Origin of the sequence: Vibrio hangzhouensis, from assembly GCF_900107935.1 — a bacterium.
In the GTDB taxonomy this organism is placed as follows: domain Bacteria; phylum Pseudomonadota; class Gammaproteobacteria; order Enterobacterales; family Vibrionaceae; genus Vibrio; species Vibrio hangzhouensis.
Genome location: NZ_FNVG01000014.1, coordinates 20,291 through 45,958, shown reverse-complemented (window position 1 = coordinate 45,958; position 25,668 = coordinate 20,291). Strand labels below are relative to the sequence as shown.

The window sequence follows — 25,668 nt, the reverse complement described above, 5'->3', positions numbered from 1 at the left end:
TCTGCAGTGTACACATCTACCGATTGTCAAATAAATGCAATAATTTGTGGTGTGGACAAAATTGGCTTGATTTATCGCCGGCGGGTTGTCAGACGTTTCCTTCAAAGGAGGAAACGTGGTTCCTGCCTTGATGTTTGGCTTGGTAAAGCGCTTTGTCTGCTTGCTCTAGTAGCGTCTGTGAAGTGGTTTGGTGGTCATCAACTTGCTGGTAGGTCATACCGACCGATATTGTGACGATATCATGGGGCTGATTGCTCGAATGTGGGATGTTGAGCTTTTCAACTTCCTGGCGCATCCGTTGGGCCAAAAGCATGCTTTCCTGTTGGGATACATTGACCAGCAACGCACAGAATTCCTCACCCCCAATTCTGGCAACAAGATGACCGCAAGGAGACAGAACCTGACGCAGCGCCTGTGATATATAGCGCAGAGCAAAGTCTCCCTGAACGTGACCGTAGGTGTCGTTATAAGGTTTAAAATGGTCGACATCAATCATCATGATCGTCACCGTGCTTACGTAGAGACTTTCCAGGCTGTGGATCAGTTCTGACATAAACGGACGTCTGTTCGGCAGACCGGTCAGTTCATCGGTCTCAGCGGCGATATGCAGTCTGCGATTGGCTTCGATGAGTTCATTTTGCAGCGCCGTCATTTCCCGATGATTTTTTAATCGGATATGCAGTTCACTTACCGTCGTAGACAGACGGCTAAGGATGGTTTTTTGTGTATCGGGCCATATGCGAGGTGAGCATAACGTTGATGCAGTGAGCAGGCCGAACACGGATTTGCCATCGATCAAAGGGAATACGGCGATTGAGGCCACGTTTTGCGCTTTGAGCATTTGATATTCATTGTTTGCGCTCTCTTTTAATGCCTCGATGTTGTCAATGATAATGGGCTCAAGTGACAAAAGTCGCCGTTGTAGAAATGGCATGTTTTCGGTATTGAAACCACCACTCAGGGGGTTTCTGGTTCCGTCTGAGCGCCAGGCATAACTGAAAGTGGCGGTATTGCCATCAATGGTCAGAATGCTAAGGCGGTCAATGTCCAGTATTCGGCCGATAGGTTCAAACGCACTGTACATCACTTCGGTGACATTATTCTCATCACAGGTCAGAATATTAAGAGACATGTCTGCAAGAATCCGATGCAATTTGCTCTGAATTTTGTAAGCCTCGGTTTGCCTTTCAATGGATTGTTTGAGTTGACTTTGGTGGTGGAGCAGTTTTCTTTCGGTTTTCCTCTGTGCAGCAATGGCCTTTCTCGATGTGTTGTTCATATTTTGCAGCGCCTGCGCCACATAAGAAATTTCATCCTGGCGTCCTTCAAACTCCTTAGGCAGTTCGATCTTGCTGGAAGTCTCTGGATTGATGTTTTTCGATAGGTTGAGTAGCTCGAGTAAAGGTGTGGTCACCATTTTGCTAATGATAGTGACCATGACCAACAAAATGACCAGGACTTCTAACGTATTGAGTAGTAATCCGAAAGCGAGTTTCGACATGACATGTTCACGAATGACCGAATCATCAAGAGCATAGCTTAGGTTGCCTAAATAGCGACCGTTGTATCTGAGTTCAAACATTGCTCCGGCTTGTTCCAAATCCAGGGTCGTATTGGCTTCGATTAAGGTACCATCGATACCCGTTAAACGAATATTGCGGATATATTCGTCTTCACTGATGCTGAATAAAAGTTGCTGTAACTGTTCCAGATCCAGATCCCATAGCGCCTCTGAAATCGGAAAGGTTAAGGAGCGAATGTGGCGTGTAGCGTGCTGTTTTACCTCGATGATATCCTGCTGATAGTCGAAGTACCCTTGTACGGCGAGATTCAAGAAAGTTAACAAGCCAGTGACGACCACCATAATTGCGATGAGCTTGTATCTTAAGGGGTGCGCTTTGAATGGCTTCATCTAAGGGTTACTCTTCCTTTACCTTAAAAGCATCAACGGGATTGTTGGCTATATCAATACGGTCAAAGTCGATTCGCTCCCATTGTTTCGATTTGAGTAAATCAAACAAGGTCGAAGGGTAGCGTATAAGGTGAAACAGGTTGAACTTAGTTCGTTGGGGCCATTGTTCATGAGAGTTATGATAGTGAATTTTGGTGATAAGCAACCCCACTGCGGTAAAATGCCCGCCCCCTAATGAGCTGATTTTGCCCTGTTTCAGATTGTCCAGTACCCGTTCTGAGGTGTTTACTGTGCTAAGAAATACGTCAGTACCCACTTTTAGGCCGGTTTCATTCAGTGCTCTTTGAACGCCAAACGCCATATGGTCATTAGCTGTCCAGATATACCGTGTCTGAGGGTGACGGTTTAGCAGCACCTTCGCCTGACTGTAGGCGGTATCCTCACGCCAATTGCCGTAGACACGCTGGGCAAGGTCGACCTTTTCTGTTTGCATAATAAAAGACAGGGCACCTGCCTCTCTGTCGTTAGAAGCCGGGGTGTTTTTGTCACCTGAAATTAGCAGGTAATTACCTTCATTCTTTTCTGACCCTGTAGACGGAGAGCCTGTTTGTTTTCCCTGTTGGTAGAGATCCCTCGCCGTCAAATAACCAATATTAAAGTTGTTTGGGATCACCCCGGGTAGCAGTCGCCGCTTCCAGTTCGGGTTGGTCAGCAAAGACTGCTTAATTGGGGGAGAGAAGTCGTTCAATGCGAGTGAGACATAGCAATCCGAAGATTCGAGAGTGTTGAGCAGCGCTAACCCACTGTTTTTTTCGTTTACAAGGATCACGTAGTCGGGTGTTGGCTGCTTTGTCATTCTATCGGCCAGTAACTGTTGCACCAGTATGTGGTCGCGATTGCCATGAATGATTTCTAGTGAATAGTCAAAATGTCGTGCAGCAGCCTGTGCATACAGATCAACATCGTGCCAGAAGCTTTCATCAGCGAAACCGGGATTGACAAACAAAATGTTAGTGGGTGCTTTTTTTGTTTCACCCAGAGTTGGTTGGCTAAAAGCAAAAAATAAACAACAAGCTAGCCAAAAAAGTTTCCAATTCATATCAACACTCCCTGTGCTTAGCAGAATTATGGCGGTCGATAGAAATGAAGTCGAACCGAAAACGTTGATTTTTAGCCAGATTGGTGGATTTTCTCATTTGTAAAACGCTGTATTTAATTCGATAAGTGCAACAGGTGGCATTGTTCCCACCATTAAATACTCCTTTAGTGGTGGGAACAGAAAACAGCTTAGATCAGCGGCTTTGATTTCTGAATACGTTTGATCCAGGTACGAGAAGGATGAATGTCAGAAAGGACATCTACGGGCAGTGGCAGCGGATCGGCACACATCTGCGACACCAGCACCTCTGCAAGCAGGGGAGCTGAACTCAAACCACGAGAACCGAGTCCAAGCATGCAATATAAGCCTTCATATTGTGGAAGTTCAAATGTTGCACCATTGGATTGTGTATAACGCTTTTCGAGCAAATCAAACTGGCTGACCTGACCGACAAAAGGTAAGTGATCGCGACTGACTGTGCGAATTCCTTGGCGTGCCTGACCATCGGAAGTATCAACATCGTCGACCCAGGTGACGCCTTGAATACAGTGTTTCAGTTTGTCAGCGTTCTGTGCCTGAGCAACGGGATCAAATTCGGTATCAATGTGCTGTCGATCGTAACTGGCCCCGATGCAGTGTGTTTGAGTCGCGGGGTTTACCGGAGTCATATAGCCGTCATAACACAGTACGCTCTTAATTTTCTGTAATGCTTCACTGGTTTGAATGTGACTGACCTGTCCTTTTACTGCGGTGAGATGCAGCGGTCTGGTTTGATCAAACTGTTGGAATTCGTGACCGTTGGCAACGACAACGGCATCGTAACCTTCTGGTGATGGGGTCTGCACGCCCTGGAGCTTAATGTGCCACTGACCTGAGTCGTCCTGAGTAATCTGCTCCACATGGGAAGAGAAATGAGCGTTCAGTGCTTCGCTATCGATAGTCTCTTGGATTAATCCCTGAGTCAGTTGAGCCGGGCATAACCAGCCTCCCAATGGGTAATGAATGCTACTATGGGGTGAAGGGACACCAATGGTGTTACTGGTTTGTTCCGCATTTAAAGCATGGACCAATTGTTCAGAAAACTCGCCCTTGAGCATTCGTTGCAGCTTTTGAGTTGATTTCTCATCCCACATTAACTGTGTGACACCACACCAGTCATGATCAAAGGAAATGCGTTCTGCGGCTTGCTGAGCAAATTGTCTGGCATAGAGAAAGGCCGGAGCAAACACACGGGAAACCCCTCTATGTTCGCCGTTTAATAAGGGATAAACGGCACCCTGACGGTTACCGGAAGCGCCTTGCGCAGCTTGCTCATCTTTGCAGAACAAATCACACTGAATGCCTCTTTTGGCTAACGCCTGAATAATGCAGGCACTGGCAATACCACCACCGATGACAGCGACGCGTTTAGGCTCTGTCTCAGCTGGGCGAGAAAACAATGGATGGTAGTTACTGTAAGGAGTTTTGTGTTCAACATGACCAACGATCATGTCACGTTTGGTACCAAACCCTTTGGCCTTACGCATGTTAAAACCAGCCTCAATGAGTCCACGACGAACAAAACCGGCGGCCGTAAAGGTAGCACAGGTACAGTCTTGTTTTGCTAGTTTTACCATGCCATTGAACAGGTCCTGATTCCACATTTCGGGATTTTTGCTTGGGGCAAAACCGTCCAGGAACCAGCAGTCGACGATGCCTTGTTCTGGGGTCGGTACCAAAGGCATACAGTCTTTAATATCACCAAACCAAAGATCTAAGGTGATAGCACCCTCAGCCAGAACAATTCGATGGCACTCTGGCACAGCGATAGGGTAGTGCTGCTGCAGTTGCTTGGCATAGGGCTCTAACTCGGGCCAGGCGAGGTGAGCTTTTTGTAGATCTTGTTTTGAGAGTGGGTATTTTTCGAAGCTGATAAAATGCAACTGCTTCAGCTCAGCCTGTGGATTCTCGGCTCTGAATTGTTCGAACCATTGCCATAGCGCCAAAAAGTTGAGCCCGGTACCAAATCCGGTCTCAGCGACGACAAAACGACGCTGGGAAAACTCGTGCCAGCGCTCAGGAAGGCGATTTTGTTTCAGAAAAACGTAACGTGTTTCCTCTAACCCATTGACATTGGAGAAGTAAACGTCGTCAAATTGGTCTGAAACCGGGGTTCCCGACTCATTCCAGTCGAGTTGAGCATGAGTGATAGAAGTCATAATATTGACACTTAACTTGTGTTATACCCGTTTGTAGAAAGTTATCACAACTACAGTTATTGGGGCACTGATAGCATTTATTGGTGCCGATTGTACGAATTTATGGGAAAGCTGACCACTTCAATCCTGTATCTTCGTTATCATTTAGCCGTTTAAGAATTTATAGGAATGTCACATGAAACGAGTCGTAATTACCGGTATGGGTATTGTTTCGAGCATCGGTAACAACGTAGAAGAAGTTTTAGCGTCTCTAAAAGCAGGCCGTTCTGGTATTAACGCCTCAGAGCAATTCAAGGAGATGGGTCTTCGTTCTCAAGTGTGGGGTGACCTGAAAATCAACCCAGCTGAGCACATTGATCGTAAGAAAATGCGCTTTATGGGTGATGCTGCAGCCTACGCATATTTGTCTATGGAGCAAGCGATCGAAGATGCTGGCCTGACAGAAGACCAAGTTTCAAATGACCGCACTGGTATTGTTGCAGGCTCTGGCGGTGCATCAGCACTGAATCAGACACTTGCTGTGGACACACTTCGTGAAAAAGGCGTTAAGCGTGTTGGCCCTTACATGGTTCCACGTACGATGTCTTCCACCGTTTCTGCATGTCTGGCAACGCCATTTAAGATCCGTGGTGTGAACTACACAATGAGCTCTGCCTGTGCGACATCGGCACACTGTATCGGTCACGCAATGGAGCTGATTCAACTTGGCAAGCAAGACATTGTTTTTGCTGGTGGTGGTGAAGAGCTGGACTGGTCGCAAACAATGATGTTTGACGCGATGGGCGCGCTGTCAACGAAATACAATGACACGCCAGAAAAAGCGTCTCGTACTTACGATGCGAACCGTGACGGTTTCGTTATCTCTGGTGGTGGCGGTATGGTTGTCGTTGAAGAGCTGGAGCATGCTCTGGCACGTGGTGCTAAGATCTACGGTGAAATCGTAGGTTATGGTGCAACGTCGGATGGCTACGATATGGTAGCACCATCTGGTGAAGGTGCAGTTCGCTGTATGAAGATGGCGATGCAAGACGTAGACGTTATCGACTATGTGAACACACATGGTACATCGACACCAGTGGGTGACGTGAAAGAGCTTGGCGCGATTCAAGAAGTGTTCGGTGACAACAGCCCGGCGATTTCTGCTACGAAGGCGATGACTGGCCATGCTCTGGGCGCGGCGGGTGTGCACGAAGCGATTTACTCTGCACTGATGCTTCACCACAGCTTTATTGCTCCTAGCATCAACGTTGAAGAGCTGGACGAAGCGGCAGCAGGTCTTGATATCGTAACAGAAACTCGCGAGCAAGAGCTTAACACTGTCATGTCAAACAGCTTTGGTTTCGGTGGTACTAACGCGACGTTAGTGCTGAAGAAATATCAAGGCTAAACCTGGACAATCAGTTCCTGTGATTTCCAGAGCTGACCGGTGAAAACGGGTCGCAGACGCAAGTTTTAGCCCCTGGAGAGCGGGTTAGAATCCTTTTGTTCTGGATATTGCCCAGCCAACTTGGCTGGGCATTTTTCTTTCTGTCGTTGTGAAGATGACGCGTCGTCAAGAGTTCGCTCGACACTCTGCCTGAGATCTTGCACAATTCACCTTATTGTAAGGACAACTCCTTTTGGACAACTCAATGAAGATTATTGTTGATGAAGCAATGCCTTATGCTGTCGAGCTTTTTGAACAGCTGGGTGAGGTGATCGCAAAGCCCGGCCGTGAACTTACCGCTGATGACCTGATTGATGTGGATGCGTTGATGATCCGTTCGATCACCAAAGTAAATGAAGCGCTGCTGGAGAAAGCCAATGCGTTGAAGTTTGTCGGAACCGCTACGGCTGGTATGGACCACGTTGATCAAAACGTGCTTAAACAGCGAGGTATCTTTTTTACAGCCGCACCAGGATGTAACAAGGTTGGCGTTGCAGAATATGTCATCAGCAGTTTAATGGTGATAGCGCAGCAACAAGGTTTTTCGATTTTTGATAAAACCGTTGGTATTGTGGGCTGTGGTCAGGTAGGCAGTTACCTTCAGAAGTGTTTGCAGGGTTTGGGCATTAAGGTTTTACTTAATGATCCTCTTAAACAGCAACAAGGTGATAGCCGTACTTTTACCGAACTAGACCTGTTGCTGGAACAGTCTGATGTCATCACACTGCATACGCCGATTACCCGCGACGGGGAATTCCCTACTCATCATTTAATGAGTGAGGCTCGTCTGAATCAGTTGCGCCCGGACCAGATCTTAATTAATGCAGCACGAGGCCCTGTTGTCAACAATGAAGCGCTTAAGCAGCGTTTGCGAAAAGGTGATGGCTTTACAGCGGTACTGGATGTGTTTGAATTTGAACCAGTGGTTGATTTTGACCTACTACCTCTGTTAACGTTCGCGACCCCGCATATTGCAGGTTATGGTTTAGAAGGTAAAGCTCGCGGTACGACCATGATCTTTAACAGCTATTGCGAGTTCTTAGGATTATCTGAGCGAGCAAATCCGGATGACTTGTTGCCCGTTGCTCCGATTCCTCAGGTCACGCTTGACAGAGAGTGGAACGAGACAACGCTGCACAGTCTGACGCAGATAATCTATGATGTACGCAAGGACGACGCCATTTTTCGCCGTGAAATCCACAGTGAAAACGGTTTTGACAAAATGCGCAAGAATTATTGGGATAGACGTGAATACGGTGCTGTCCTTGTTAAAGGCGATGCAACATGCAACCTGGAGCCTTTAGCAAAACTTGGATTTCAAATCGAGGTAACCAATGAGCCAACAATTTAATATCGCTGTATTCGGAGCAACCGGTGCTGTAGGTGAAACTATGGTGGAAGTGCTCCAGGAACGTGAATTCCCAATGGGTGACATCTACCTGCTGGCTAGTGAACGCAGTGAAGGTAAGACCTATCGAATTAACGGCAAGACGGTGAAGGTTGAAAATGTAGAACATTTCGACTGGTCTCAGGTTCACATCGCACTATTCTCTGCCGGTGGCGAACAGTCTGCGAAGTGGGCCCCTATTGCAGCGGACGAAGGCGTGGTTGTGATCGATAATTCCTCAAACTTCCGTTATGACTACGATGTACCGCTCGTAGTACCCGAGGTGAATCCGGAAGCGATTGCTGAGTTTCGTAACCGTAATATCATCGCCAACCCTAACTGTTCAACGATTCAGATGCTGGTCGCATTGAAACCGATTCATGATGCCGTTGGTATTGAACGTATCAACGTGACAACGTATCAGTCAGTTTCTGGTGCGGGTAAATCGGGTATTGATGAACTGGCTGGTCAAACGGCCATGCTGCTTAATGGTAAGCCAGTGGAACCCAAGGCCTTCAGCCAGCAGATTGCCTTTAACTGTATTCCACAAATTGATCAGTTTATGGACAATGGCTACACCAAAGAAGAAATGAAAATGGTGTGGGAAACTCAGAAAATTTTCAATGACTCTGGCATCATGGTCAACCCAACCTGTGTGCGAGTACCTGTTTTCTATGGTCACGCTGAAGCGGTACACCTTGAAACTCGAGCGCCAATTTCTGCGGAAGAAGTTGTTCAGCTACTTGAGCAAGCCGAAGGAGTAGAAGTGTTCCACGGTGACGATATGCCGACACAGGTTCGTGATGCAGGTGGCAAAGACCATGTAATGGTGGGCCGAATTCGCAATGACATTAGCCACCATAGTGGCGTTAACATGTGGGTTGTTGCCGATAACGTACGCAAGGGCGCAGCTACCAATGCGGTACAGATTGCTGAAGTACTGATTCGAGATTACTTCTAGACTGATTTTCACAAATACAATTCATTATCCAAAGGCCTCTTATAGAGGCCTTTGTTCTGTATAGTATGACAAAAATGGTACGAATATCATGCTTGAATCAAGTTTTTTCAAGGCTGAACTATAGTTTTCAAGCTATTATCCGATATAGTACAGGATTAGATTTCTATTTATTTATCGCAGACAGCTGAGCCTTCCATGCATCATTTTTTTAAGCCTTTGCTGGTGACACTTGCACTAGCAGGAGCGACGACTTCTTATACTATCAGCGCTGATACCATTCGATTAACGGGGCCCAACGGCGAAACTCTCGACGCTCCACAATTCTCGCAGCCTATGCGTGTACTCAGTGAGCCTGAACCATCGACGCCCGCTCGCTATTATGGTCCAACCCGAAAAAATGAAACCTTATGGTCAATAGCGACCAAATTCCGACCTACGGATGCGTCGGTGCAGCAGACCATCTACGCCTTTTATCAGTTGAATCCCGGTCTATTTGAACAATCCAATATTCACAAGCTGATACCCGGCAGTGAGCTGCGTATTCCATCCGCTGCTCAAATCAATCGAGTTGATTTGCAGGAGGCGCTGGCGATCTTGTCCGCACATCAGGACAAGTTAACGCGAACGGCGGTGAAACCGTCGCAATCGTCAGCCAAACCAGCACCTAAAGTTGAAAAAGTTGAAAAAGTTCAAGCTCCGCGCGAAGCTCAGCCTAAAACACCAGAACTCGCGACCAAACCGTCTGATGAAACTGGCTCCAGCCAGGTCGACCGTATTGAGCCAGCGCCAGTAAAAGCGCAAAAGGAACAGCCCCAGAGTGCCGTTACTCAGTCTGAGGTAGCCGAGGACGATGCACTGACCAAACAGTTACGTGATGAACTTACCCGTTCAGAATCCGAGCTGTTGTCACTGGAAGAGCGCAACCATCAACTCAGAGTGATGTTGACGGAAGTACAGAATGAAGTAGAAGTTCTGAAAACGGAAGTGAGTAACGAAGAGCGCATCCGGACCGAAGTTGAACGGCAATTGAGCGAAGAAAAACGCAAGCAGGCAGAGTTGGCGAGGCTGGCACCAAGTCAATTGGACACCTTGTTAGCCAAGCCCTGGTTTGTTGCTTTGTTAGCATTTGTACCCGCGCTGCTGATTGGCTTACTGGTCATGATGGTGATGCGCTCACGTAAGCGCAACAGCGATGCGATTGTGGCTCAAAAAGTCACAGACAATCAAAGTCACGCCCCTGAGGTGTTAGGCGCAGGAACGGCAGCTGCCGCAACAGTTGCGATGGCCTCAGACGTATTGGAGGATGACGACGACCTGTTCTCTGAAGACTTACTTGCAAGCATTGATGACCACGACAGAGCACAACGTGATGAAGCAGAAGCATCCCCGGAAGAAGATATTTTTGCCGATCTGAATGAAAGTGATTTTGACTTCAATCTCGATGATGACGAGGAAGATCCGTTTGCAAGTATCGGTGATGACGGTGATTTGGATATTGGTTTTGTCGATTTGGACGCCAGTAACAATGGCATCAGTGTTAAAGATGGCGAGAAAGCTCTTGGTCTGGAGGAAATGGAACGCGCGTTGAACGATGTTGCGGTCCCCAATGATGACGATGAGGACCTGGATCTCAACTTATCAGATAATGAGATTGATGCAGAGCCTGTCTCACAGCAAGAGCTGGATGATTTGTTTGCAGACTTTAATCAGTCAATGGAGCCGAAGGTATCAGAAACGAAGTCTCCTGAGCCGCAACCGGCACTTAATCAGGCTCAAATGGACGAGTTGCTGGCCGGTGACGATTTCGATCTGGAGTCAGACGACTTTAGTTTTGATGAGATCAAACTTGATGAGCCCGCTCAACATGCAGAGCAGACAGTGCCATTTGAGGATACTACCGTTGATAGCAATGATATTGACGATTTGTTTGCTCAGTTCTCCCAGATAGGTTCTGATCTTAGCGAAGAGAGTGATGATGCTCAGGCAGCCGGTGACGATAAAGACATCGCATTGTTGGATGAGATGCTTGATGAAGATTTTGAACTGTCTTCGCTGGATAACTCGGATCTGATGCTGGACGAAATGGTTGCTGATGACGATGACAAGGATGAATACTTTGACGTTGCCTCCGAGCAAACAGACAGTGACGACATTCAGTTGCTGGCAGATGATGATTTTGAGATCGACGAAAATAGCACTGAATTGCTTGATGAGTTGTTGTTTGAAGACGCTCTGGCAGTAGCGAAACCGCGCGACGAACAGGATTCGTTGGCATTGGATCCGTTCTCTTCCGATGAGCTTCTGGCGGCAGATATTGGAGAAGAGGCTTCGTCTGAGGCCTTAGCCGCTATACCGCCTCAAGATGAACAAGATAGTAATAATGAGTTGGGTACAGCCGTTGAGACTACGCCTGAGCAACCACAATCCGAGAATGAAGTCTCTGAACCAGAGATTCAAGCTCTCATGGATAACGATCTTACCGCATTGCAAGACTCAGACAGTGAGTCTGCGGTAGACGACGCTGTTACCAGCACTGAATCACCAAATGCAATGGATGATTCAGTCGATGTCGTTGAGGCTGCACCTTTCGTTGATGACGTGGACACGCTTATTCAAGAGGCTTCAGTGCAGTCGGTTCAAAAAGATCTCGATAGCGTTGTGTCAGAGCCGATGGGTGAGAAGGTCGGTGCTGATACAGAAGTAACAGATAGTGAACTGGCGGCAACACCACCCGAGCTGAATGTTAGCTCGGCTCCTTATGGCGAAGAGCATTTGGCTCCGTTGGCTACTGCAGAACAAGCATTCGATTTCAACCCGGAAATTGACAGCTCTGGTGAACTGGGCCCTCAAGACAGTGACAGTGAACTACAGCAACAAGAGCTCAATGCGTTAGTCGCGAATGAGTTTGGTTTGCCATCCGATGATGACTGGTTGGTGAACGACGCGGAAGAGGCGGCTAGCAAGGAGTCTGAAGAGCGGGCTGAGCCTGTCTCTGAAGTGTTAGTGGAAGAGGAAACGGATGACGACTTCTTGGCGAATGCTCTTCAGAGTGAGTACAGCGAAGCGCACGCGTTTGCCGATGCAGAAGGGGACATAGAGGCTGATGATGTCCCTGAGCAAGTTCACGACAGTGCTTTTGAGCTTACAGACAACGAACTGCCGGAGTACAGCGAGGATGACGCTTTAGCTGATGCTATCTCTGATGGTGTTGAGCCACAGGCGGAGCAGGTCGAAGAATCTCAGAGCGCGGAAGTGGCGAGCTCGTCGCTGGATGATATAACTTTGCCAGATCTTGAGGTATCTGCGTCTGGGGATACTGAAAACCCTGCTAACGATACCGAGATAACGGCTGAGCGTGAACCCATAGAAGACATCGAGTTCCCAGAATATACCGAGGAAGATGCACTGGCTGATAGCGAAGATTTGGCACACGAATCTGCGCTATCTATAGAGGAGGTAGCTGTTGATGAATCATCCCTTGACGAGGCAATCTCACTAGAAGACCTGCCAGTATATGATGAATCTCAAGCCGCAGCAGAGCTTGACGATGCTGTGGCACTGGTCGACACCAAGCCGATGGTGTTTGGTGAGCAGGAAATGGTTGGTGAGACACTGAATCATTCTGAAATCGATGCGTTAGCCGATGCGTTCTCTATGGTCGATATGTCGGCGATTGAGCAGGAAGGACAACTTGACGAACTGCTTAAAGAGGGTGAGCAGGCATTCTCCAACATTAGCCCCGTAGACCAAACAACAGCGGACAGTGCTGGGTTGGATCTTGATACCATGCTTCAGGAGTCCTCGACTCAAGAAGGCGGTGAAGACTGGAATGGATTTACTCTGACGGAGGAGCAAAAAGCATCCATCGACAGTGACATTCCTGATGAAGAGCAAGTAATTTGGAGTGAAGGGAGTGCAGGCGCACTAGCGGATGCCAGTGATGAGGACTGGGGTTCTCAGGATCCGGACACTGACTTTGAAAGCAAAGAGCATCAGTTCATGACGATCGATGAACTGATGGCCCAAGTGGACGATGACAGCGCTTCTGATAAAGAGGAAGAAGAGCTGAAATTAGACGTTGGTCTGGATGAGTTTCCTGACGTCATTGGTCCAATCTCCGATGTGGATGTTGATAGCGACTCAGAGGCGGCGGGCAATCTGGATCTGGCGAAAATCTACATTGAAATGAACGACCTTGACGGTGCCGTCAAATTACTTGAAAGAGCGATGCTGGAAGGCTCCGGAAAAATTGAGAGCGAAGCCAAAACCCTGCTCAGTAAGTTGTCTGAGTATCAATAGCAAATAAAGCGGTGGTCATAAAGGCCACCGTTTTTGCTTTTACCGGGTAATGACCTTTGATGGGTTTATACCTGCATCACTTGGGTATATACTTTGCCCCCTTTTTGAAATTGGCAGATGTACAGAGATAAGTATGAAAGTTGCATTAGGTATCGAATATAACGGTGCAAACTACTTTGGTTGGCAAAGACAGCGAGAAGTGTCCAGCGTTCAGGAAGAGCTGGAGAAAGCTTTGTCGGTTGTCGCAAATCAACCGATAGAGGTGCAGTGTGCCGGAAGAACTGATGCAGGCGTTCATGGTACTGGTCAGGTTGTCCACTTTGACTCACCGGTAATTCGTAAACCTGTTGCCTGGACCATGGGGGTGAACGCGAATCTGCCGAAAGACATCGCTGTAAGGTGGGCAAAGGAAGTCCCTGAGGAATTTCATGCTCGCTTCTCTGCAACAGCAAGACGCTATCGTTATGTGATCTTCAACCATGGTTTGCGTCCGGGAATTTTATCTTCGGGCATCAGCCATTATCATGGTGAGCTTGATGTAGAGAAAATGCATCAGGCAGGACAGTATTTGCTGGGGGAGAACGATTTTACTTCGTTCCGGGCGGTACAATGTCAGTCACGTAGCCCGTGGCGTAACATTATGCATCTAGATGTGACACGTCATGGTCCTTATGTTGTGATTGATATTAAAGCCAATGCTTTTGTTCATCATATGGTTCGCAACATTACCGGCAGCTTGATAGTGGTCGGGCGCGGCGAGCAGCCACCAGAGTGGATCGAATGGTTGCTACAGCAGAAAGACCGCAAACTGGCTGGGCCTACCGCGAAGGCGGAAGGCTTGTATCTGGTGGATGTTGATTACCCAGATGAGTACCAGCTCCCAGAAGTGCCAATTGGGCCACTGTTTTTGCCTAACGATTTGAACTCTGGCTGGTAATTGTAATCCAATCGATTTAGATACCGGCGAAGTTACAAAGATTTAAGGCAATGTCACAAGGATAGGTACAACCAGTTTTTTATCTACAGTTGCGTTGTAATATGGTTTAATCCTTCGGCATTAATTAGAATTTCAATCTCTCGCCATCTTGGCGGGGGTCACAAGAGAAAAGGTCTTCCATGAGTTGGCTTGAAAAGATTTTAGAAAAAAGCAACATTGTTAGCTCGCGCAAAGCGTCAATTCCAGAAGGTATCTGGACCAAGTGTACGTCATGTGAGCAAGTACTTTATCACGCGGAACTAGAGCGTAACCTTGAGGTGTGTCCTAAGTGTGACCATCACATGCGTATGAAAGCACGTCGTCGTTTGGAAACATTCCTCGACGAAGGTAATCGTGTGGAGCTAGGCACTGAGCTAGAGCCTCAGGACAAACTGAAGTTTAAGGACTCTAAGCGTTATAAAGAGCGTATCTCTGCAGCGCAGAAAAACAGTGGCGAGAAAGATGCATTGGTTGTGATGCAGGGTGAGCTACTGGGTCTTCCTGTCGTCGCATGTGCGTTTGAATTCTCATTCATGGGCGGTTCAATGGGCTCAGTCGTGGGTGCGCGTTTCGTCCGTGCTGTAGAAGCGGCTATGGAAAACAACTGTGGCCTGGTTTGCTTCTCCGCCAGTGGTGGTGCCCGTATGCAAGAAGCATTGATGTCGCTGATGCAAATGGCGAAAACCAGTGCTGCATTGGAGCGTCTGTCTCAGAAAGGTCTGCCGTTCGTATCTGTTATGACTGACCCGACAATGGGTGGCGTATCGGCAAGTTTGGCGATGCTGGGTGATATCAACATCGGTGAACCGAAAGCACTTATCGGATTTGCTGGTCGTCGTGTTATCGAGCAAACCGTACGTGAAGATCTTCCAGAAGGCTTCCAGCGTAGCGAATTCCTGCTTGAGCATGGTGCGATCGATATGATTGTTGATCGTCGTGAAATGCGTCAGCGAGTTGGTAGCCTATTGGCTAAAATGACCAACCAATCGTCACCTTTAGTGGTCTCTGTAGAAGATTCTCCAGCAGAAGCTCCATATCAAGTACCAGAAGCGGACGAAAAAGGGTAAAGTACTCACTAAGTTATCAAACGTTAAGATATTGACGGCTAAATGAGTTCACAATCCAAACCACAAGCCACATCATCATTGCCGATGTGGCTTGATTATTTAAACAGTATTCATACCAGTGCTATCGATCTGGGTCTGGAGCGCGTTTCGGTTGTTGCCGAGCGAGGTCACCTGACGAAGCCTGCCCCCAAAGTCATTACCGTTGCCGGCACTAACGGCAAGGGATCGACTTGTGCGTTGATGGAAGCCATCCTGCTTGATGCCGGCTATTCGGTCGGTGTATACAGTTCTCCTCATCTTATTCGCTACAACGAGCGTGTCCGCATCAACGGTAGTGAGTTACCTGACGAATATCACACACAAGCATTCGACTATATCGACACGCTGAGAGGCGATATCAGTCTGAGCTTTTTTGAATACGCGACATTGGCTGCCCTTAAGTTGTTTCAGCAGCAGAAAGTCGATGTTGTGCTGCTTGAGGTGGGTCTTGGCGGCCGCTTGGACGCGACCAATGTGGTGGATCATGATGTATCGGTGATCACCAGTCTGGCCGTTGACCATGTGGATTGGTTGGGTGATGACATAAATGTTATCGGTTTCGAGAAAGCCGGGATATTTCGTACAGGTCGCCCGGCGATTTGTGGCCAGCCTAAGCCTCCGGCGACGGTTCCGGCTCATGCCGACGACATTGGGGCGAAGTTTTATCAAACCGGCATCCAATTTGACTATCAGCTAACATCAGAGACTACCTGGAGCTGGCAACATGGGACGTTTAAGCTAGATGAGCTGCCTGTACCGGCGCTTCCGTTGATGAATGCTAATACCGCTCTTATGGCGTTAGGTGCTGCCGAATTAGACATTACCGATGTCAATATCGTTAACGGTTTGCGTCAAGCCCGTTTGGCGGGACGAATGCAGATGGTTGAAGGCACGCCTACGACAGTTCTTGATGTGGCACACAACCCACACTCGGCAGAGTATCTGGTCAATCAGTTAGCAACTCACTATCCAAATAAACGTTTTAAAGTGGTTATCGGCATGCTCCATGATAAGGACATCGAAGAAACCATTCGCGTTTTGGCACCGCTCACTCAGGACTGGTATCCAGCTTCACTTTCTGGGCCGAGAGCGGCTCAGGCTGCAGAGTTGATTCAATATCTGCCGAATTCAGGCGCTCTGACCGCCTACGCGTCGCCTGTAGCGGCCTATCAGGCTGCGATTGGCAGTGCAGCTGAAGATGATATGGTGTTGGTGGTAGGCTCTTTCCATACGGTCGGCGAAGTTCTGGAGTATGTTGAAAGTACACAACAGCCTGGCATAGGTCAGTAATTAAGGAGTAGTAATGGCGAGTAAATTTCAAAGCCGATTGGTTGGTACTATTGTGCTGGTGGCGGTGGGCGTCATCATTCTGCCAGACTTACTTGATGGAAAGAAACTCCATTACAAAGAGGAGTTTGCCAGTATTCCACTTAAACCAGAGATCAGTGCCGAAGTAGATAGCTTTGAAGTGCTGGAGCCTGAAGAAGACACTTCTGTGTTGCCAGATTCGCCAGTACAGGCAACGGTAGGGGATGAGACAGTTGCGACACAAGAGGATACGCGTGATGTGGTCGATGTGGCGGTTAAACCGGTACCAGAACGCAACGAGTATGCTGATTCAGCTTGGATCATTCAGTTGATGGCGTTGAAAAACGCAGACAATGCACGTGCCTTGGTTGCCGATCTGCAAAAACGTGGTTATCAGGCACATGTCAAACAGGAATCCACTTTTACTCGCGTGATCATCGGTCCTGATGTTTCAAAAAGTAAACTTGAGAAGCAATTAGTTGAATTGGAGAAAATTACCGGTTCAAAAGGTCAATTGCTCAAATTTAAACCACTAAATCCATAAGAAAACGTTTGCGTCACGCATTTTTCTGTTAAAATGCGCGCCAACTTGAGATGAAGAATTCATGAATTGGTTAGATTTTGTCATTTTGGGTGTGATTGGGCTATCAGCTTTAATCAGTTTAGTTCGCGGATTTGCCAAAGAGGCAATGTCATTGGTGATTTGGTTTGGCGCGTTTTTTATTGCCAGCCAGTACTACGCAAAACTTGCGGTTTACTTCACCAATATTGAAGATGACATGTTTCGTAATGGCGCCGCAATTGCTGCCCTGTTCGTTGCAACGTTAATTGTTGGAGCGTTAATCAACTATGTGATCGGGCAGCTTGTGCAGAAAACCGGACTTTCGGGTACCGACAGAGTGCTAGGCATTGTGTTTGGTGCATTGAGAGGCGTGTTAATAGTTTCAGCAGTGCTTTTCTTTGTTGATACCTTTACCACGTTGAACAGTAGTGAATGGTGGGAGAGCTCGCAGCTGGTACCGCATTTTAAACTGGTCATCCAACCGTTTTTTGAACACATCGAAGCAACTTCTAGTTTCCTGTCTGGTGCCTAATGGCGCCAGCTAATGTCGCAAATCGAGGATTAGGACATGTGTGGTATTGTTGGAATCGTTGGCTCTACGCCTGTGAATCAGTCTATCTATGACGCTTTGACCGTTTTACAGCATCGTGGCCAAGATGCCGCTGGTATTGTTACCATAGAAAGCAATCGTTTTCGTCTGCGTAAGGCGAATGGTCTAGTAAAAGACGTTTTTGAAGCGAAGCATATGCAGCGCCTCCAAGGTAACGTAGGTATTGGACATGTTCGTTACCCGACAGCAGGCAGTTCTAGCGCCTCTGAAGCTCAGCCGTTCTACGTAAACTCTCCGTTTGGTATTACCCTGGCACACAACGGTAACCTAACAAATGCTCACGAAGTTCGTGAAAAGCTGTTTGAGAAAGATCGTCGTCATGTAAACACGACCTCTGACTCTGAGGTTCTTCTTAACGTACTTGCACACGAAATTGATACTGTTAAAGGCAATGTGACCTCTGAGGATGTGTTCCGTGCCGTAACGAATGTGCACCGCACTATCAAAGGTGCTTATGCGGTCGCTGCGATGATCATCGGTCACGGCATGATTGCGTTTCGTGATCCAAATGGTATTCGCCCGCTCTGTTTGGGTAAACGTGAAGTAGAAGGAAAAACCGAATATATGGTGGCATCTGAGTCTGTGGCTCTTGATGCGGTGGGTTTTGATTTCGTTCGTGACGTAGCTCCGGGCGAAGCGATTTATGCGACGTTTGAAGGTGAGCTATTTACTCGTCAGTGTGCAGATAACCCAAGTCTAAATCCATGTATTTTCGAATTTGTTTACTTTGCTCGTCCTGACTCATTCATCGACAAGATTTCTGTGTACAGCGCGCGTGTTGAGATGGGTAAGAAATTGGGTGAGCGTATTAAAGAAGAGTACGCAGAGCTGGATATTGACGTGGTGATCCCAATTCCTGAAACGTCATGCGACATCGCACTTCAAATAGCTCAGGCGATTGATAAGCCATATCGTCAGGGTTTTGTGAAGAATCGTTATGTAGGTCGCACCTTCATCATGCCAGGACAGCAACAACGTAAGAAATCGGTTCGCCGTAAGCTTAATGCCATTCGCTCAGAGTTTAAGGGTAAGAACGTGCTGTTGGTGGATGACTCTATTGTACGCGGTACGACATCCGAGCAAATCATTGAAATGGCTCGTGACTCAGGCGCTAATAAGGTGTTTATGGTATCGGCTGCCCCAGAAGTGCGTTTCCCTAACGTGTATGGTATTGATATGCCGAGTGCAAACGAATTGATTGCACACGGTCGTGACAATGATGCGATTTGTAACCAAATTGGTGCAGACGCGCTTATTTATCAAACCATTCCAGATTTGATTGAAGCGGTTGGTCTTGGTAACCCGGATGTGAAACTGTTTGAAGCATCAGTCTTCAACGGTGAGTATGTTACAGGGGATATCGATCAGGCGTATCTGGATTATCTTGATTCACTGCGTAATGATGACGCAAAAGTACAGCGTGACATTCAGCAGGATTTGGCGAACTTAGAACTTCATAACGAAGGCATCTAAGCCGTTAATCTAAGAGAAGCATAGAAGTATGCAAAAAAACCAGAGCCGGGGCTCTGGTTTTTTCTTATCTAGCGATTTAGTGAAGTGAGTAATCGATGACGAAATCGATGAACAAACGCACTTTTTCTGGTAAGTGATCTTTGTGGTTGTACAGCATGTAAATATCGCGGGGGTTAGCACTCCAGTCTGGTAATACGCGGACCAAATCGCCGTTATCAATATACTCGCGCAACATCACATCTGGCATCAGTGTAATGCCAAGGCCAGCAGAACACGCGCGTCGTACTACATTCAGGCTGTTTGCCTCGAAGCGACCTTTGGTGCTGTTGATGATGGTTTCACCACTGGTGTTTTTTAGTTGCCACTTGATTAAAGGTGCGCCTTTCAATAAACGGTGCTGACAAAGCTCCTCTGCGTGTTTGGGTTCGCCATTTTTCGCCAAATAATCGGGATGTGCAATCAGGATATCTTTTACCGTACTGATTTTTCGCGCAATTAAGCTGGAATCGCGCTGAGGGCCGACACGGAAAATAACATCCCACTCTGTGGGGTCGAGTTGGTCTGCATGGTTGCTCATTGTCAGTTCTAAGCTGATGTCCGGGTACTTTGCCATAAAGTCATTAAACATCGGCATCATCATGCGCTTAGTTAAATTAGAAGGCGACGAGATCTTCAGCTTACCAGAGGCTCCTTTACACTCATCCGCAATATCTTCCGTTGCTGCCGTCAGCTTTTGCAGTAGAGGAGAGCACTCGTTATAGAAGCGCTCACCGGCTTCTGTCAGCGAGAGCTTACGGGCGTGACGATTTAGAAGACGAAGATTCAGTGAGTCTTCGAGCGCTTGTATGCGTCGAGTAATTGTTGCAACCGGAATCATAGTTTTGCGCGAAGTTGCTGTATAACTCCCATTTTCAACAACAAGTCGGAACAGGTTTAGATCGTCGAGTTTCATATATTCAACTACTTGTATTAATTGGTATTTAGTATAGCTTACACCCTGTAAAGCTGGTTTGATTATTGTCGGCAGGCTATAGCGAAAAAAAGTGTCTCTATCACTCAAAGTAATGCGATATCAAAGGGTTGTTTCAACACTCTAACGGCTAGTATTGTATTAAAAAAAAGCGCCGAGGGGTATATTTGTATAAAAACGAATTTCTGCCTAAAGTTAAAAGGATCAGGAGGAGTTCGGTCTGCTCACTGCATATACAATAAAGTGCATCATTGTAACGTTTCCTACGGCACGTCGTTTGATGTAAACCAAAAAAATAACAACAAAAACCTCAAAGAAATTTTTGTGAGGCGTAATTTTATGTCTAAAACCGACAGTCAGGCAGCGGTCGCTATGCCGCAAAAACAACACTGTGGCAAGATTATGCTCGTGGACGATGATCCTGTGTTTCGCACCATAACCCGTAATTACCTCGAGGCTATTGGCCATGAAGTCGTAGAGGCGAGTGATGGGCTGGAAGCTTTGAAAATGCTGAGTGACGCAGAGCCCGATCTCGTGCTCTGCGATCTTGCTATGCCATTATTAACAGGTATGGAATTCACTGAGGAAATCCGGGTTGAATATCCTTCGCTTCCGGTGATTGTCATATCAGCGACCGGAGAAATGGCTGAAGTGGCCAAAGCCCTAAGAATGGGGGTGAAAGATTTTTTGACCAAACCGCTTTCAGATTACCGTCATTTGGGAGAGGCGATTGAAGAAGTACTGGAAGACAATTCCAGCAGCTGTGAGCAATCCGATTTTGTCAGCCGTTGGTTTCGACTAGATGACTCTGAGTTGGACGAAACTCAGGAAGAGCAAGAGTTACACTGGCACTTACAACACCTGCAGCAAAACCCTAATGCAGCGCGAGAATTATTAACCGCTCTGTTACCAGAGAAGGACTCGGCAATTGGAGCCTGGCGTAGCAGTTATCGTTTACTGCAGTCAGCGAGCAGCTTACCCCTGGTGTTTGACTACACCTGGCTGATGAGTGGTCAGATCGCATTTTATCTTGTTGATGCTTCTTCAAGTGAAAAGGGCGGTGTCGCCAGCACGTTATTGGTCAGAGCGATGTTCGACGACTATATCAGACGCTTACATCATAACAGCGTGGATTTAAAAGACCTGGCGCGGAATGTGGAAAAAGGGATGCATTGTGCGAAGGGAGCATTTCCCGTTGAGGCGGTCTTCGGCGGGATCGACCTTTCGGAAGGGACGCTATCGATCTTGCCGGCGGGTCTTGATTGCCGTTGGGAGAATGCCGAAGCGCACTACAATGTCGCTGGCGCAAATAAGCTTGGAGAAAACTGCCTGAGCAATTTTATGACCAAAGACCTGCCATTGCTTAATAGCGGGAAGCTCACGCTGAATCGTTTGGGAGCGAGCAGTTTCAGTTGGGAAATACGGCTAGTCTCAACGTAGAGATGAAAAAATAACCAAAATAACCACACTTTCCCTCTGTTTTTGATTAAATGTAATTGGGATATAGTTGAAGTGTTAACAAAAATGGGAGGCGAAAGCTTCCCATTTTGATGTCTAAAACACTTATACCCAAGAGCAAAGTCATGTCAGATACAGAATTTAAAGAACCATACAATATTTTTTACTTTTTAGGTTTCATTGTTGCATTGCTAATCCCGACGCTTCCCGCTACTCTGACTTGGATCAGAGTTTTGAACGGATACGCGGGTTTTTGACCAAGAGCATTACCAGCCCTGTAAAGAATGTTTTATGGAATATTCTGGGCACCCTTTCAGTTATTTTAGGTGTAGTGGGAATAGTCCTTCCTTTATTGCCCACTACACCTTTTCTTCTCCTCGCCAGCGCGTGTTTTTTTCGAGGCAGTCCTAAGTTTCATGCCTGGTTATTGGCACACCCTAAGTTGGGACCGGTTATCGCAGACTGGGACAACCATCGAAGTATCGCCCCAGGCGTGCGCGTCAAAGGTGGCTTGTTTATTATTCTAAGTTTTGCACTCTCGATTATTCTGGTGAGTTCTTACTGGTTAAAACTTGCTCTGTTCCTACTGTTTGTTGCTATTTTTACCTTCTTTTTGCGGATTCCTGTGAAACAGTCGGTTGCTGATAACAGCGAAAATCACTAACATTAGAAGGTTGTGTGCCCACCCTTAAAGTGGGCGTTTTATTTATACCTACAGAATGAAAGTACTCACTGTTTTTTAGTGAGACAGCACTCTGAGCGTCAGGCATACGAAGACCTTTCCAGAGACAGAGACTATGACAATCGACAAAATTTCACAGATCAAAGCCAGTATTAAAAGCATTCCAGACTACCCGAAGCCAGGCATCCTATTCAGAGATGTCACAAGCCTGATGGAAGACGCGGCCGCTTATAAAGCCACCATTGAATTATTGGTAGAAAAATACCAAGACCAGGGATTTACCAAAGTAGTGGGTACAGAAGCTCGTGGCTTTCTGTTTGGTGCGCCTTTAGCACTTGAACTTGGTCTGGGCTTTGTTCCAGTACGTAAGCCAGGCAAACTGCCACGTGAAACGGTTGGTCAGACTTATGAGCTTGAATATGGCATGGACACCCTTGAAATTCACACTGACGCAATTGTGGAAGGTGATAAAGTGCTGATGGTTGATGACCTATTGGCAACTGGTGGTACTATTGAGGCGACAACAAAACTTATCCGTCAACTGGGCGGTGAAGTGGCGCATGCGGCGTTTGTTATCAATCTGCCTGAAATCGGTGGAGATAAGCGTTTAGAAGCGCTGGGTATCGAAGTTTACAGTCTTTGTGAATTTGAAGGTCACTAATTAGGACACCTCATGAGTTATCTCGCTTTAGCTAGGAAATGGCGACCTAAAAAGTTTTCAGAAGTGGTTGGGCAAAGTCATGTACTGACCGCTCTTGAGAACGCCCTGGACCAAAATAGGCTGCATCACGCCTATTTGCTTAGTGGTACACGTGGCGTTGGTAAAACGACCATTGGACGCCTGTTTGCCAAAGGGCTGAATTGTGAAACGGGCATCACTTCTACACCTTGTGGCCAATGTTCTACCTGCATAGAAATTGATGAGGGTCGCAGTGTCGACTTACTTGAGATTGACGCAGCGTCACGCACTAAAGTCGAAGATACACGAGAGTTATTGGATAACGTCCAGTACAAGCCGGCAAGAAATCGATTCAAAGTCTACTTGATCGACGAAGTGCACATGCTTTCGCGACACAGTTTTAATGCATTGCTTAAAACGCTGGAAGAACCGCCTGAGTATGTGAAATTCTTATTGGCGACGACCGATCCACAAAAGCTGCCAATGACCATTCTGTCTCGTTGTCTGCAGTTCCACCTAAAACCTATTACGGTAGAGAACATACAGCAGCAACTCGACGACGTGCTAGGCAAAGAGCAGGTCGAATCTGAAAATCGTGCGTTGGCGCTACTGGCGCACGCGGCTGATGGCAGTATGCGTGATGCGCTGAGTTTAACCGATCAGGCGATTGCTCTGGGTAACGGGCAAGTCACCACCGACGTCGTTAGCCAGATGTTGGGGACGTTAGATACAGCCCAGGCGATTCAAATGTTGGAGTCTGTAGCATCGGGAGATGCACAGCAGGTGATGGCTCGTCTGGAACGGCTAGCGCTAAATGGCGTTGCCTGGGACACATTGTTGTCTGAGTTGGCATCACAGCTACACCGCATTGCAATGGCACAAGCTCTGCCATCTAGCGTAGATCCAGCGTTGGCTGATAATGAGAAAATTCTTCATCTTGCCCGCACCTTTCAGGCAACGGATATCCAGCTTTACTATCAAATTGCAGTGAAAGGTCGACAAGATCTGCCGTATGCCCCGTCGCAGCGCATTGCGGTGGAAATGACTCTGTTACGTATGTTGGCCTTCAGACCCGCAACTGAATTGACGGCGAATGAAATTACTTTGGCCACTCAGAGCCCTGCGGTAAAACCGGCTATACCATCATCGCAAAGCATGGCAACGCAGCCGGTGACCAGCGAAGCCGTTCCGGCATACGCAGGGTCCATCCCGCAGTACGACAATGCACCTGAGCCGTATATTGATACCTCAAACATACCACCAGCGTCATCTGTGCCGCCAATGGGCATGCCATCAACAGCCCCACAAAATGAGGCACCGGCACCCCGTGAGGTGGCCCCTGCGCAACGTGTGCAGCCCGATTCGGCACCTGCAAGACCCGCTGGAGGATTGCGTCATCAATTGCGTTCTAAAAGACAGTCAGCCAATCAGTCGCAACAAAACGGCGGGACATCTTCTGTAAAAAAGTCTAAAGCGTCATCTGAACCAAGCTCTGTACTTGAGCGAGTGGCTCAGAGAACCCAAGGTCAGGCGGTGACGTCAAACCGAGTTTCAGATGCCGCAACGACTCAGGCTGAGCAGGCTAAGGCCAACGAGCCTTATCAGTGGCGAGCGTCTGCCAACGCAGAAGCGACGAAAACCAAACCGACAGTAAAACCGTCAACGCTTAAAAAAGCATTGGAGCACGTCAAGACGCCAGAGATGGCAGAAAGATTGGCGAAAGAGGCGGCACAGCAAGATGGCTGGGCTGATCTGGTTGAGCGTCTGAACACAGGCAAGTTGGTACAGCAGTTGGCCCTGAATTCGGTATACAAGAAAGATGGCGCCTCCATACAACTAGGACTGCGGGCATCGCACGCCCATTTAAATTCTGACAGAAACCAATCAGAACTGCTGGCGAGTTTAAATGTCCTACTAGAAGAAGAGTGTCACCTTTCGGTCGAACTATCAGAGCAGGGAACGACACCCCTCGAACTGAGAGAACAGTTGTATCAGGGCAAGTTGTCCGATGCAGCGCAAAGCTTGCAGGCGGATCCTAATATTCAGTTTATTATTACCCGGTTTTCTGCAGAACTGGATGAAGAGAGTATTAGGCCTTTATAAGTTACCTTTCTCTCCCAACAAGATAAATCCTTGGCAGGGAGAGAGGACGGGGTTGCAATCTATGAATGCGTCCCCATGTTATTAATTGAAGTATGAATTAATCGAGAGAACCCTATGTTTGGTAAAGGTGGTATGGGCAACCTGATGAAGCAAGCCCAGCAAATGCAAGAGCGTATGCAAAAGCTTCAAGAAGAAATCGCTAACATGGAAGTAACAGGTGAGTCTGGTGCTGGCCTTGTTAAAGTTACCATCACAGGTAGCCACAGCACTCGTCGTGTTGAAATTGATGAAAGCCTAATGGAAGACGACAAAGAGATGCTGGAAGATCTGATCGCAGCAGCGTTCAACGATGCCGCTCGCCGCGTAGAGGAAACTCAGAAAGAAAAAATGGCGTCAGTAACTGGTGGAATGCAATTGCCACCAGGTATGAAAATGCCATTCTAATTACTCAATCAGAGA

The 25,668-nt window shown here is 47.4% G+C and carries 19 protein-coding genes; 15 read left to right on the top strand and 4 right to left on the bottom strand.

Going from position 1 to position 25,668, the window contains the following annotated elements:
- Positions 1 to 88 precede the first annotated feature (88 nt).
- The 3 genes from C4S60_RS14445 to mnmC all read right to left on the bottom strand — a co-directional run bounded on the left by C4S60_RS14445 (position 89) and on the right by mnmC (position 5,209).
- On the bottom strand, positions 89 to 1,912 hold the full coding sequence (locus C4S60_RS14445) for a sensor domain-containing diguanylate cyclase (protein WP_103881063.1): 1,824 nt from the start codon (positions 1,910 to 1,912) through the stop codon (positions 89 to 91).
- 7 nt (positions 1,913 to 1,919) lie between these two features.
- Positions 1,920 to 3,011, bottom strand: coding sequence for an ABC transporter substrate-binding protein (locus tag C4S60_RS14440; protein ID WP_103881062.1), 1,092 nt, complete (start codon positions 3,009 to 3,011; stop codon positions 1,920 to 1,922).
- 188 nt (positions 3,012 to 3,199) lie between these two features.
- Positions 3,200 to 5,209: a bifunctional tRNA (5-methylaminomethyl-2-thiouridine)(34)-methyltransferase MnmC2/FAD-dependent 5-carboxymethylaminomethyl-2-thiouridine(34) oxidoreductase MnmC1 gene (mnmC, locus tag C4S60_RS14435; protein ID WP_103881061.1), complete on the bottom strand. Its 2,010-nt coding sequence runs from the start codon at positions 5,207 to 5,209 to the stop codon at positions 3,200 to 3,202.
- A 175-nt stretch (positions 5,210 to 5,384) separates the two neighbouring features.
- On the opposite strand from mnmC, the gene fabB reads away from it, so the two are divergent.
- The 10 genes from fabB to purF all read left to right on the top strand — a co-directional run bounded on the left by fabB (position 5,385) and on the right by purF (position 19,317).
- Positions 5,385 to 6,596 carry a beta-ketoacyl-ACP synthase I gene (gene fabB, locus C4S60_RS14430; RefSeq protein WP_103881060.1) on the top strand — a complete coding sequence of 404 codons (1,212 nt, stop codon included), beginning with the start codon at positions 5,385 to 5,387 and terminating at the stop codon, positions 6,594 to 6,596.
- 244 nt (positions 6,597 to 6,840) lie between these two features.
- The gene (locus tag C4S60_RS14425) at positions 6,841 to 7,986 is read left to right on the top strand and encodes a 4-phosphoerythronate dehydrogenase (protein WP_103881059.1); all 1,146 of its coding nucleotides are present in this window, start codon (positions 6,841 to 6,843) and stop codon (positions 7,984 to 7,986) included.
- Positions 7,970 to 8,983, top strand: coding sequence for an aspartate-semialdehyde dehydrogenase (locus tag C4S60_RS14420; RefSeq protein WP_103881058.1), 1,014 nt, complete (start codon positions 7,970 to 7,972; stop codon positions 8,981 to 8,983). The genes C4S60_RS14425 and C4S60_RS14420 overlap by 17 nt, the downstream gene beginning before the upstream one ends.
- Positions 8,984 to 9,178: 195 nt before the next feature.
- Positions 9,179 to 13,282, top strand: a complete 4,104-nt coding sequence (locus C4S60_RS14415; RefSeq protein WP_103881057.1) for a FimV/HubP family polar landmark protein — start codon at positions 9,179 to 9,181, stop codon at positions 13,280 to 13,282.
- 133 nt (positions 13,283 to 13,415) lie between these two features.
- Positions 13,416 to 14,219, top strand: coding sequence for a tRNA pseudouridine(38-40) synthase TruA (truA, locus tag C4S60_RS14410; RefSeq protein WP_103881056.1), 804 nt, complete (start codon positions 13,416 to 13,418; stop codon positions 14,217 to 14,219).
- A 179-nt stretch (positions 14,220 to 14,398) separates the two neighbouring features.
- Entirely contained in the window at positions 14,399 to 15,325 is a 927-nt protein-coding gene (accD, locus tag C4S60_RS14405) for an acetyl-CoA carboxylase, carboxyltransferase subunit beta (protein WP_103881055.1), read from the top strand.
- Between the two features lie 42 nt (positions 15,326 to 15,367).
- A complete protein-coding gene (gene folC, locus C4S60_RS14400; protein WP_103881054.1) occupies positions 15,368 to 16,654 on the top strand; it encodes a bifunctional tetrahydrofolate synthase/dihydrofolate synthase in 1,287 nt (428 codons plus the stop codon).
- Between the two features lie 13 nt (positions 16,655 to 16,667).
- Positions 16,668 to 17,216, top strand: coding sequence for an SPOR domain-containing protein (locus C4S60_RS14395; protein WP_103881053.1), 549 nt, complete (start codon positions 16,668 to 16,670; stop codon positions 17,214 to 17,216).
- Between the two features lie 61 nt (positions 17,217 to 17,277).
- Positions 17,278 to 17,766, top strand: a complete 489-nt coding sequence (locus C4S60_RS14390; protein WP_103881052.1) for a CvpA family protein — start codon at positions 17,278 to 17,280, stop codon at positions 17,764 to 17,766.
- Positions 17,767 to 17,802: 36 nt separating this feature from the next.
- Positions 17,803 to 19,317 carry an amidophosphoribosyltransferase gene (gene purF / locus C4S60_RS14385; RefSeq protein WP_103881051.1) on the top strand — a complete coding sequence of 505 codons (1,515 nt, stop codon included), beginning with the start codon at positions 17,803 to 17,805 and terminating at the stop codon, positions 19,315 to 19,317.
- A gap of 76 nt (positions 19,318 to 19,393) precedes the next feature.
- On the opposite strand, the gene C4S60_RS14380 is transcribed toward purF, so the two are convergent.
- Positions 19,394 to 20,269, bottom strand: coding sequence for a LysR family transcriptional regulator (locus tag C4S60_RS14380; protein ID WP_103881050.1), 876 nt, complete (start codon positions 20,267 to 20,269; stop codon positions 19,394 to 19,396).
- 357 nt (positions 20,270 to 20,626) lie between these two features.
- Here C4S60_RS14380 and C4S60_RS14375 point away from each other — a divergent pair, with 357 nt between their 5' ends.
- The 5 genes from C4S60_RS14375 (at position 20,627) to C4S60_RS14350 (ending at position 25,653) form a co-directional block, all read left to right on the top strand.
- Entirely contained in the window at positions 20,627 to 21,727 is a 1,101-nt protein-coding gene (locus C4S60_RS14375) for a response regulator (RefSeq protein WP_103881140.1), read from the top strand.
- A 271-nt stretch (positions 21,728 to 21,998) separates the two neighbouring features.
- The gene (locus C4S60_RS14365) at positions 21,999 to 22,409 is read left to right on the top strand and encodes a YbaN family protein (protein ID WP_244183106.1); all 411 of its coding nucleotides are present in this window, start codon (positions 21,999 to 22,001) and stop codon (positions 22,407 to 22,409) included.
- A gap of 133 nt (positions 22,410 to 22,542) precedes the next feature.
- On the top strand, positions 22,543 to 23,088 hold the full coding sequence (gene apt, locus C4S60_RS14360) for an adenine phosphoribosyltransferase (protein ID WP_103881049.1): 546 nt from the start codon (positions 22,543 to 22,545) through the stop codon (positions 23,086 to 23,088).
- A gap of 12 nt (positions 23,089 to 23,100) precedes the next feature.
- Positions 23,101 to 25,209, top strand: coding sequence for a DNA polymerase III subunit gamma/tau (gene dnaX / locus C4S60_RS14355; protein ID WP_103881048.1), 2,109 nt, complete (start codon positions 23,101 to 23,103; stop codon positions 25,207 to 25,209).
- 114 nt (positions 25,210 to 25,323) lie between these two features.
- Positions 25,324 to 25,653: a YbaB/EbfC family nucleoid-associated protein gene (locus tag C4S60_RS14350; protein ID WP_103881047.1), complete on the top strand. Its 330-nt coding sequence runs from the start codon at positions 25,324 to 25,326 to the stop codon at positions 25,651 to 25,653.
- The last annotated feature ends 15 nt before the right edge of the window (positions 25,654 to 25,668 follow it).

Coding starts and splice junctions, on each gene's coding strand:
- C4S60_RS14395 (WP_103881053.1), top strand. CDS start 16,668: ATGGCGAGTAAATTTCAAAGCCGATTGGTTGGTACTATTGTGCTGGTG.
- C4S60_RS14350 (WP_103881047.1), top strand. CDS start 25,324: ATGTTTGGTAAAGGTGGTATGGGCAACCTGATGAAGCAAGCCCAGCAA.
- accD (WP_103881055.1), top strand. CDS start 14,399: ATGAGTTGGCTTGAAAAGATTTTAGAAAAAAGCAACATTGTTAGCTCG.
- mnmC (WP_103881061.1), bottom strand. CDS start 5,209: ATGACTTCTATCACTCATGCTCAACTCGACTGGAATGAGTCGGGAACC.
- C4S60_RS14445 (WP_103881063.1), bottom strand. CDS start 1,912: ATGAAGCCATTCAAAGCGCACCCCTTAAGATACAAGCTCATCGCAATT.
- C4S60_RS14420 (WP_103881058.1), top strand. CDS start 7,970: ATGAGCCAACAATTTAATATCGCTGTATTCGGAGCAACCGGTGCTGTA.
- C4S60_RS14440 (WP_103881062.1), bottom strand. CDS start 3,011: ATGAATTGGAAACTTTTTTGGCTAGCTTGTTGTTTATTTTTTGCTTTT.
- folC (WP_103881054.1), top strand. CDS start 15,368: ATGAGTTCACAATCCAAACCACAAGCCACATCATCATTGCCGATGTGG.
- C4S60_RS14380 (WP_103881050.1), bottom strand. CDS start 20,269: ATGAAACTCGACGATCTAAACCTGTTCCGACTTGTTGTTGAAAATGGG.
- C4S60_RS14390 (WP_103881052.1), top strand. CDS start 17,278: ATGAATTGGTTAGATTTTGTCATTTTGGGTGTGATTGGGCTATCAGCT.
- truA (WP_103881056.1), top strand. CDS start 13,416: ATGAAAGTTGCATTAGGTATCGAATATAACGGTGCAAACTACTTTGGT.
- apt (WP_103881049.1), top strand. CDS start 22,543: ATGACAATCGACAAAATTTCACAGATCAAAGCCAGTATTAAAAGCATT.
- fabB (WP_103881060.1), top strand. CDS start 5,385: ATGAAACGAGTCGTAATTACCGGTATGGGTATTGTTTCGAGCATCGGT.
- C4S60_RS14415 (WP_103881057.1), top strand. CDS start 9,179: ATGCATCATTTTTTTAAGCCTTTGCTGGTGACACTTGCACTAGCAGGA.
- purF (WP_103881051.1), top strand. CDS start 17,803: ATGTGTGGTATTGTTGGAATCGTTGGCTCTACGCCTGTGAATCAGTCT.
- C4S60_RS14375 (WP_103881140.1), top strand. CDS start 20,627: ATGTCTAAAACCGACAGTCAGGCAGCGGTCGCTATGCCGCAAAAACAA.
- dnaX (WP_103881048.1), top strand. CDS start 23,101: ATGAGTTATCTCGCTTTAGCTAGGAAATGGCGACCTAAAAAGTTTTCA.
- C4S60_RS14425 (WP_103881059.1), top strand. CDS start 6,841: ATGAAGATTATTGTTGATGAAGCAATGCCTTATGCTGTCGAGCTTTTT.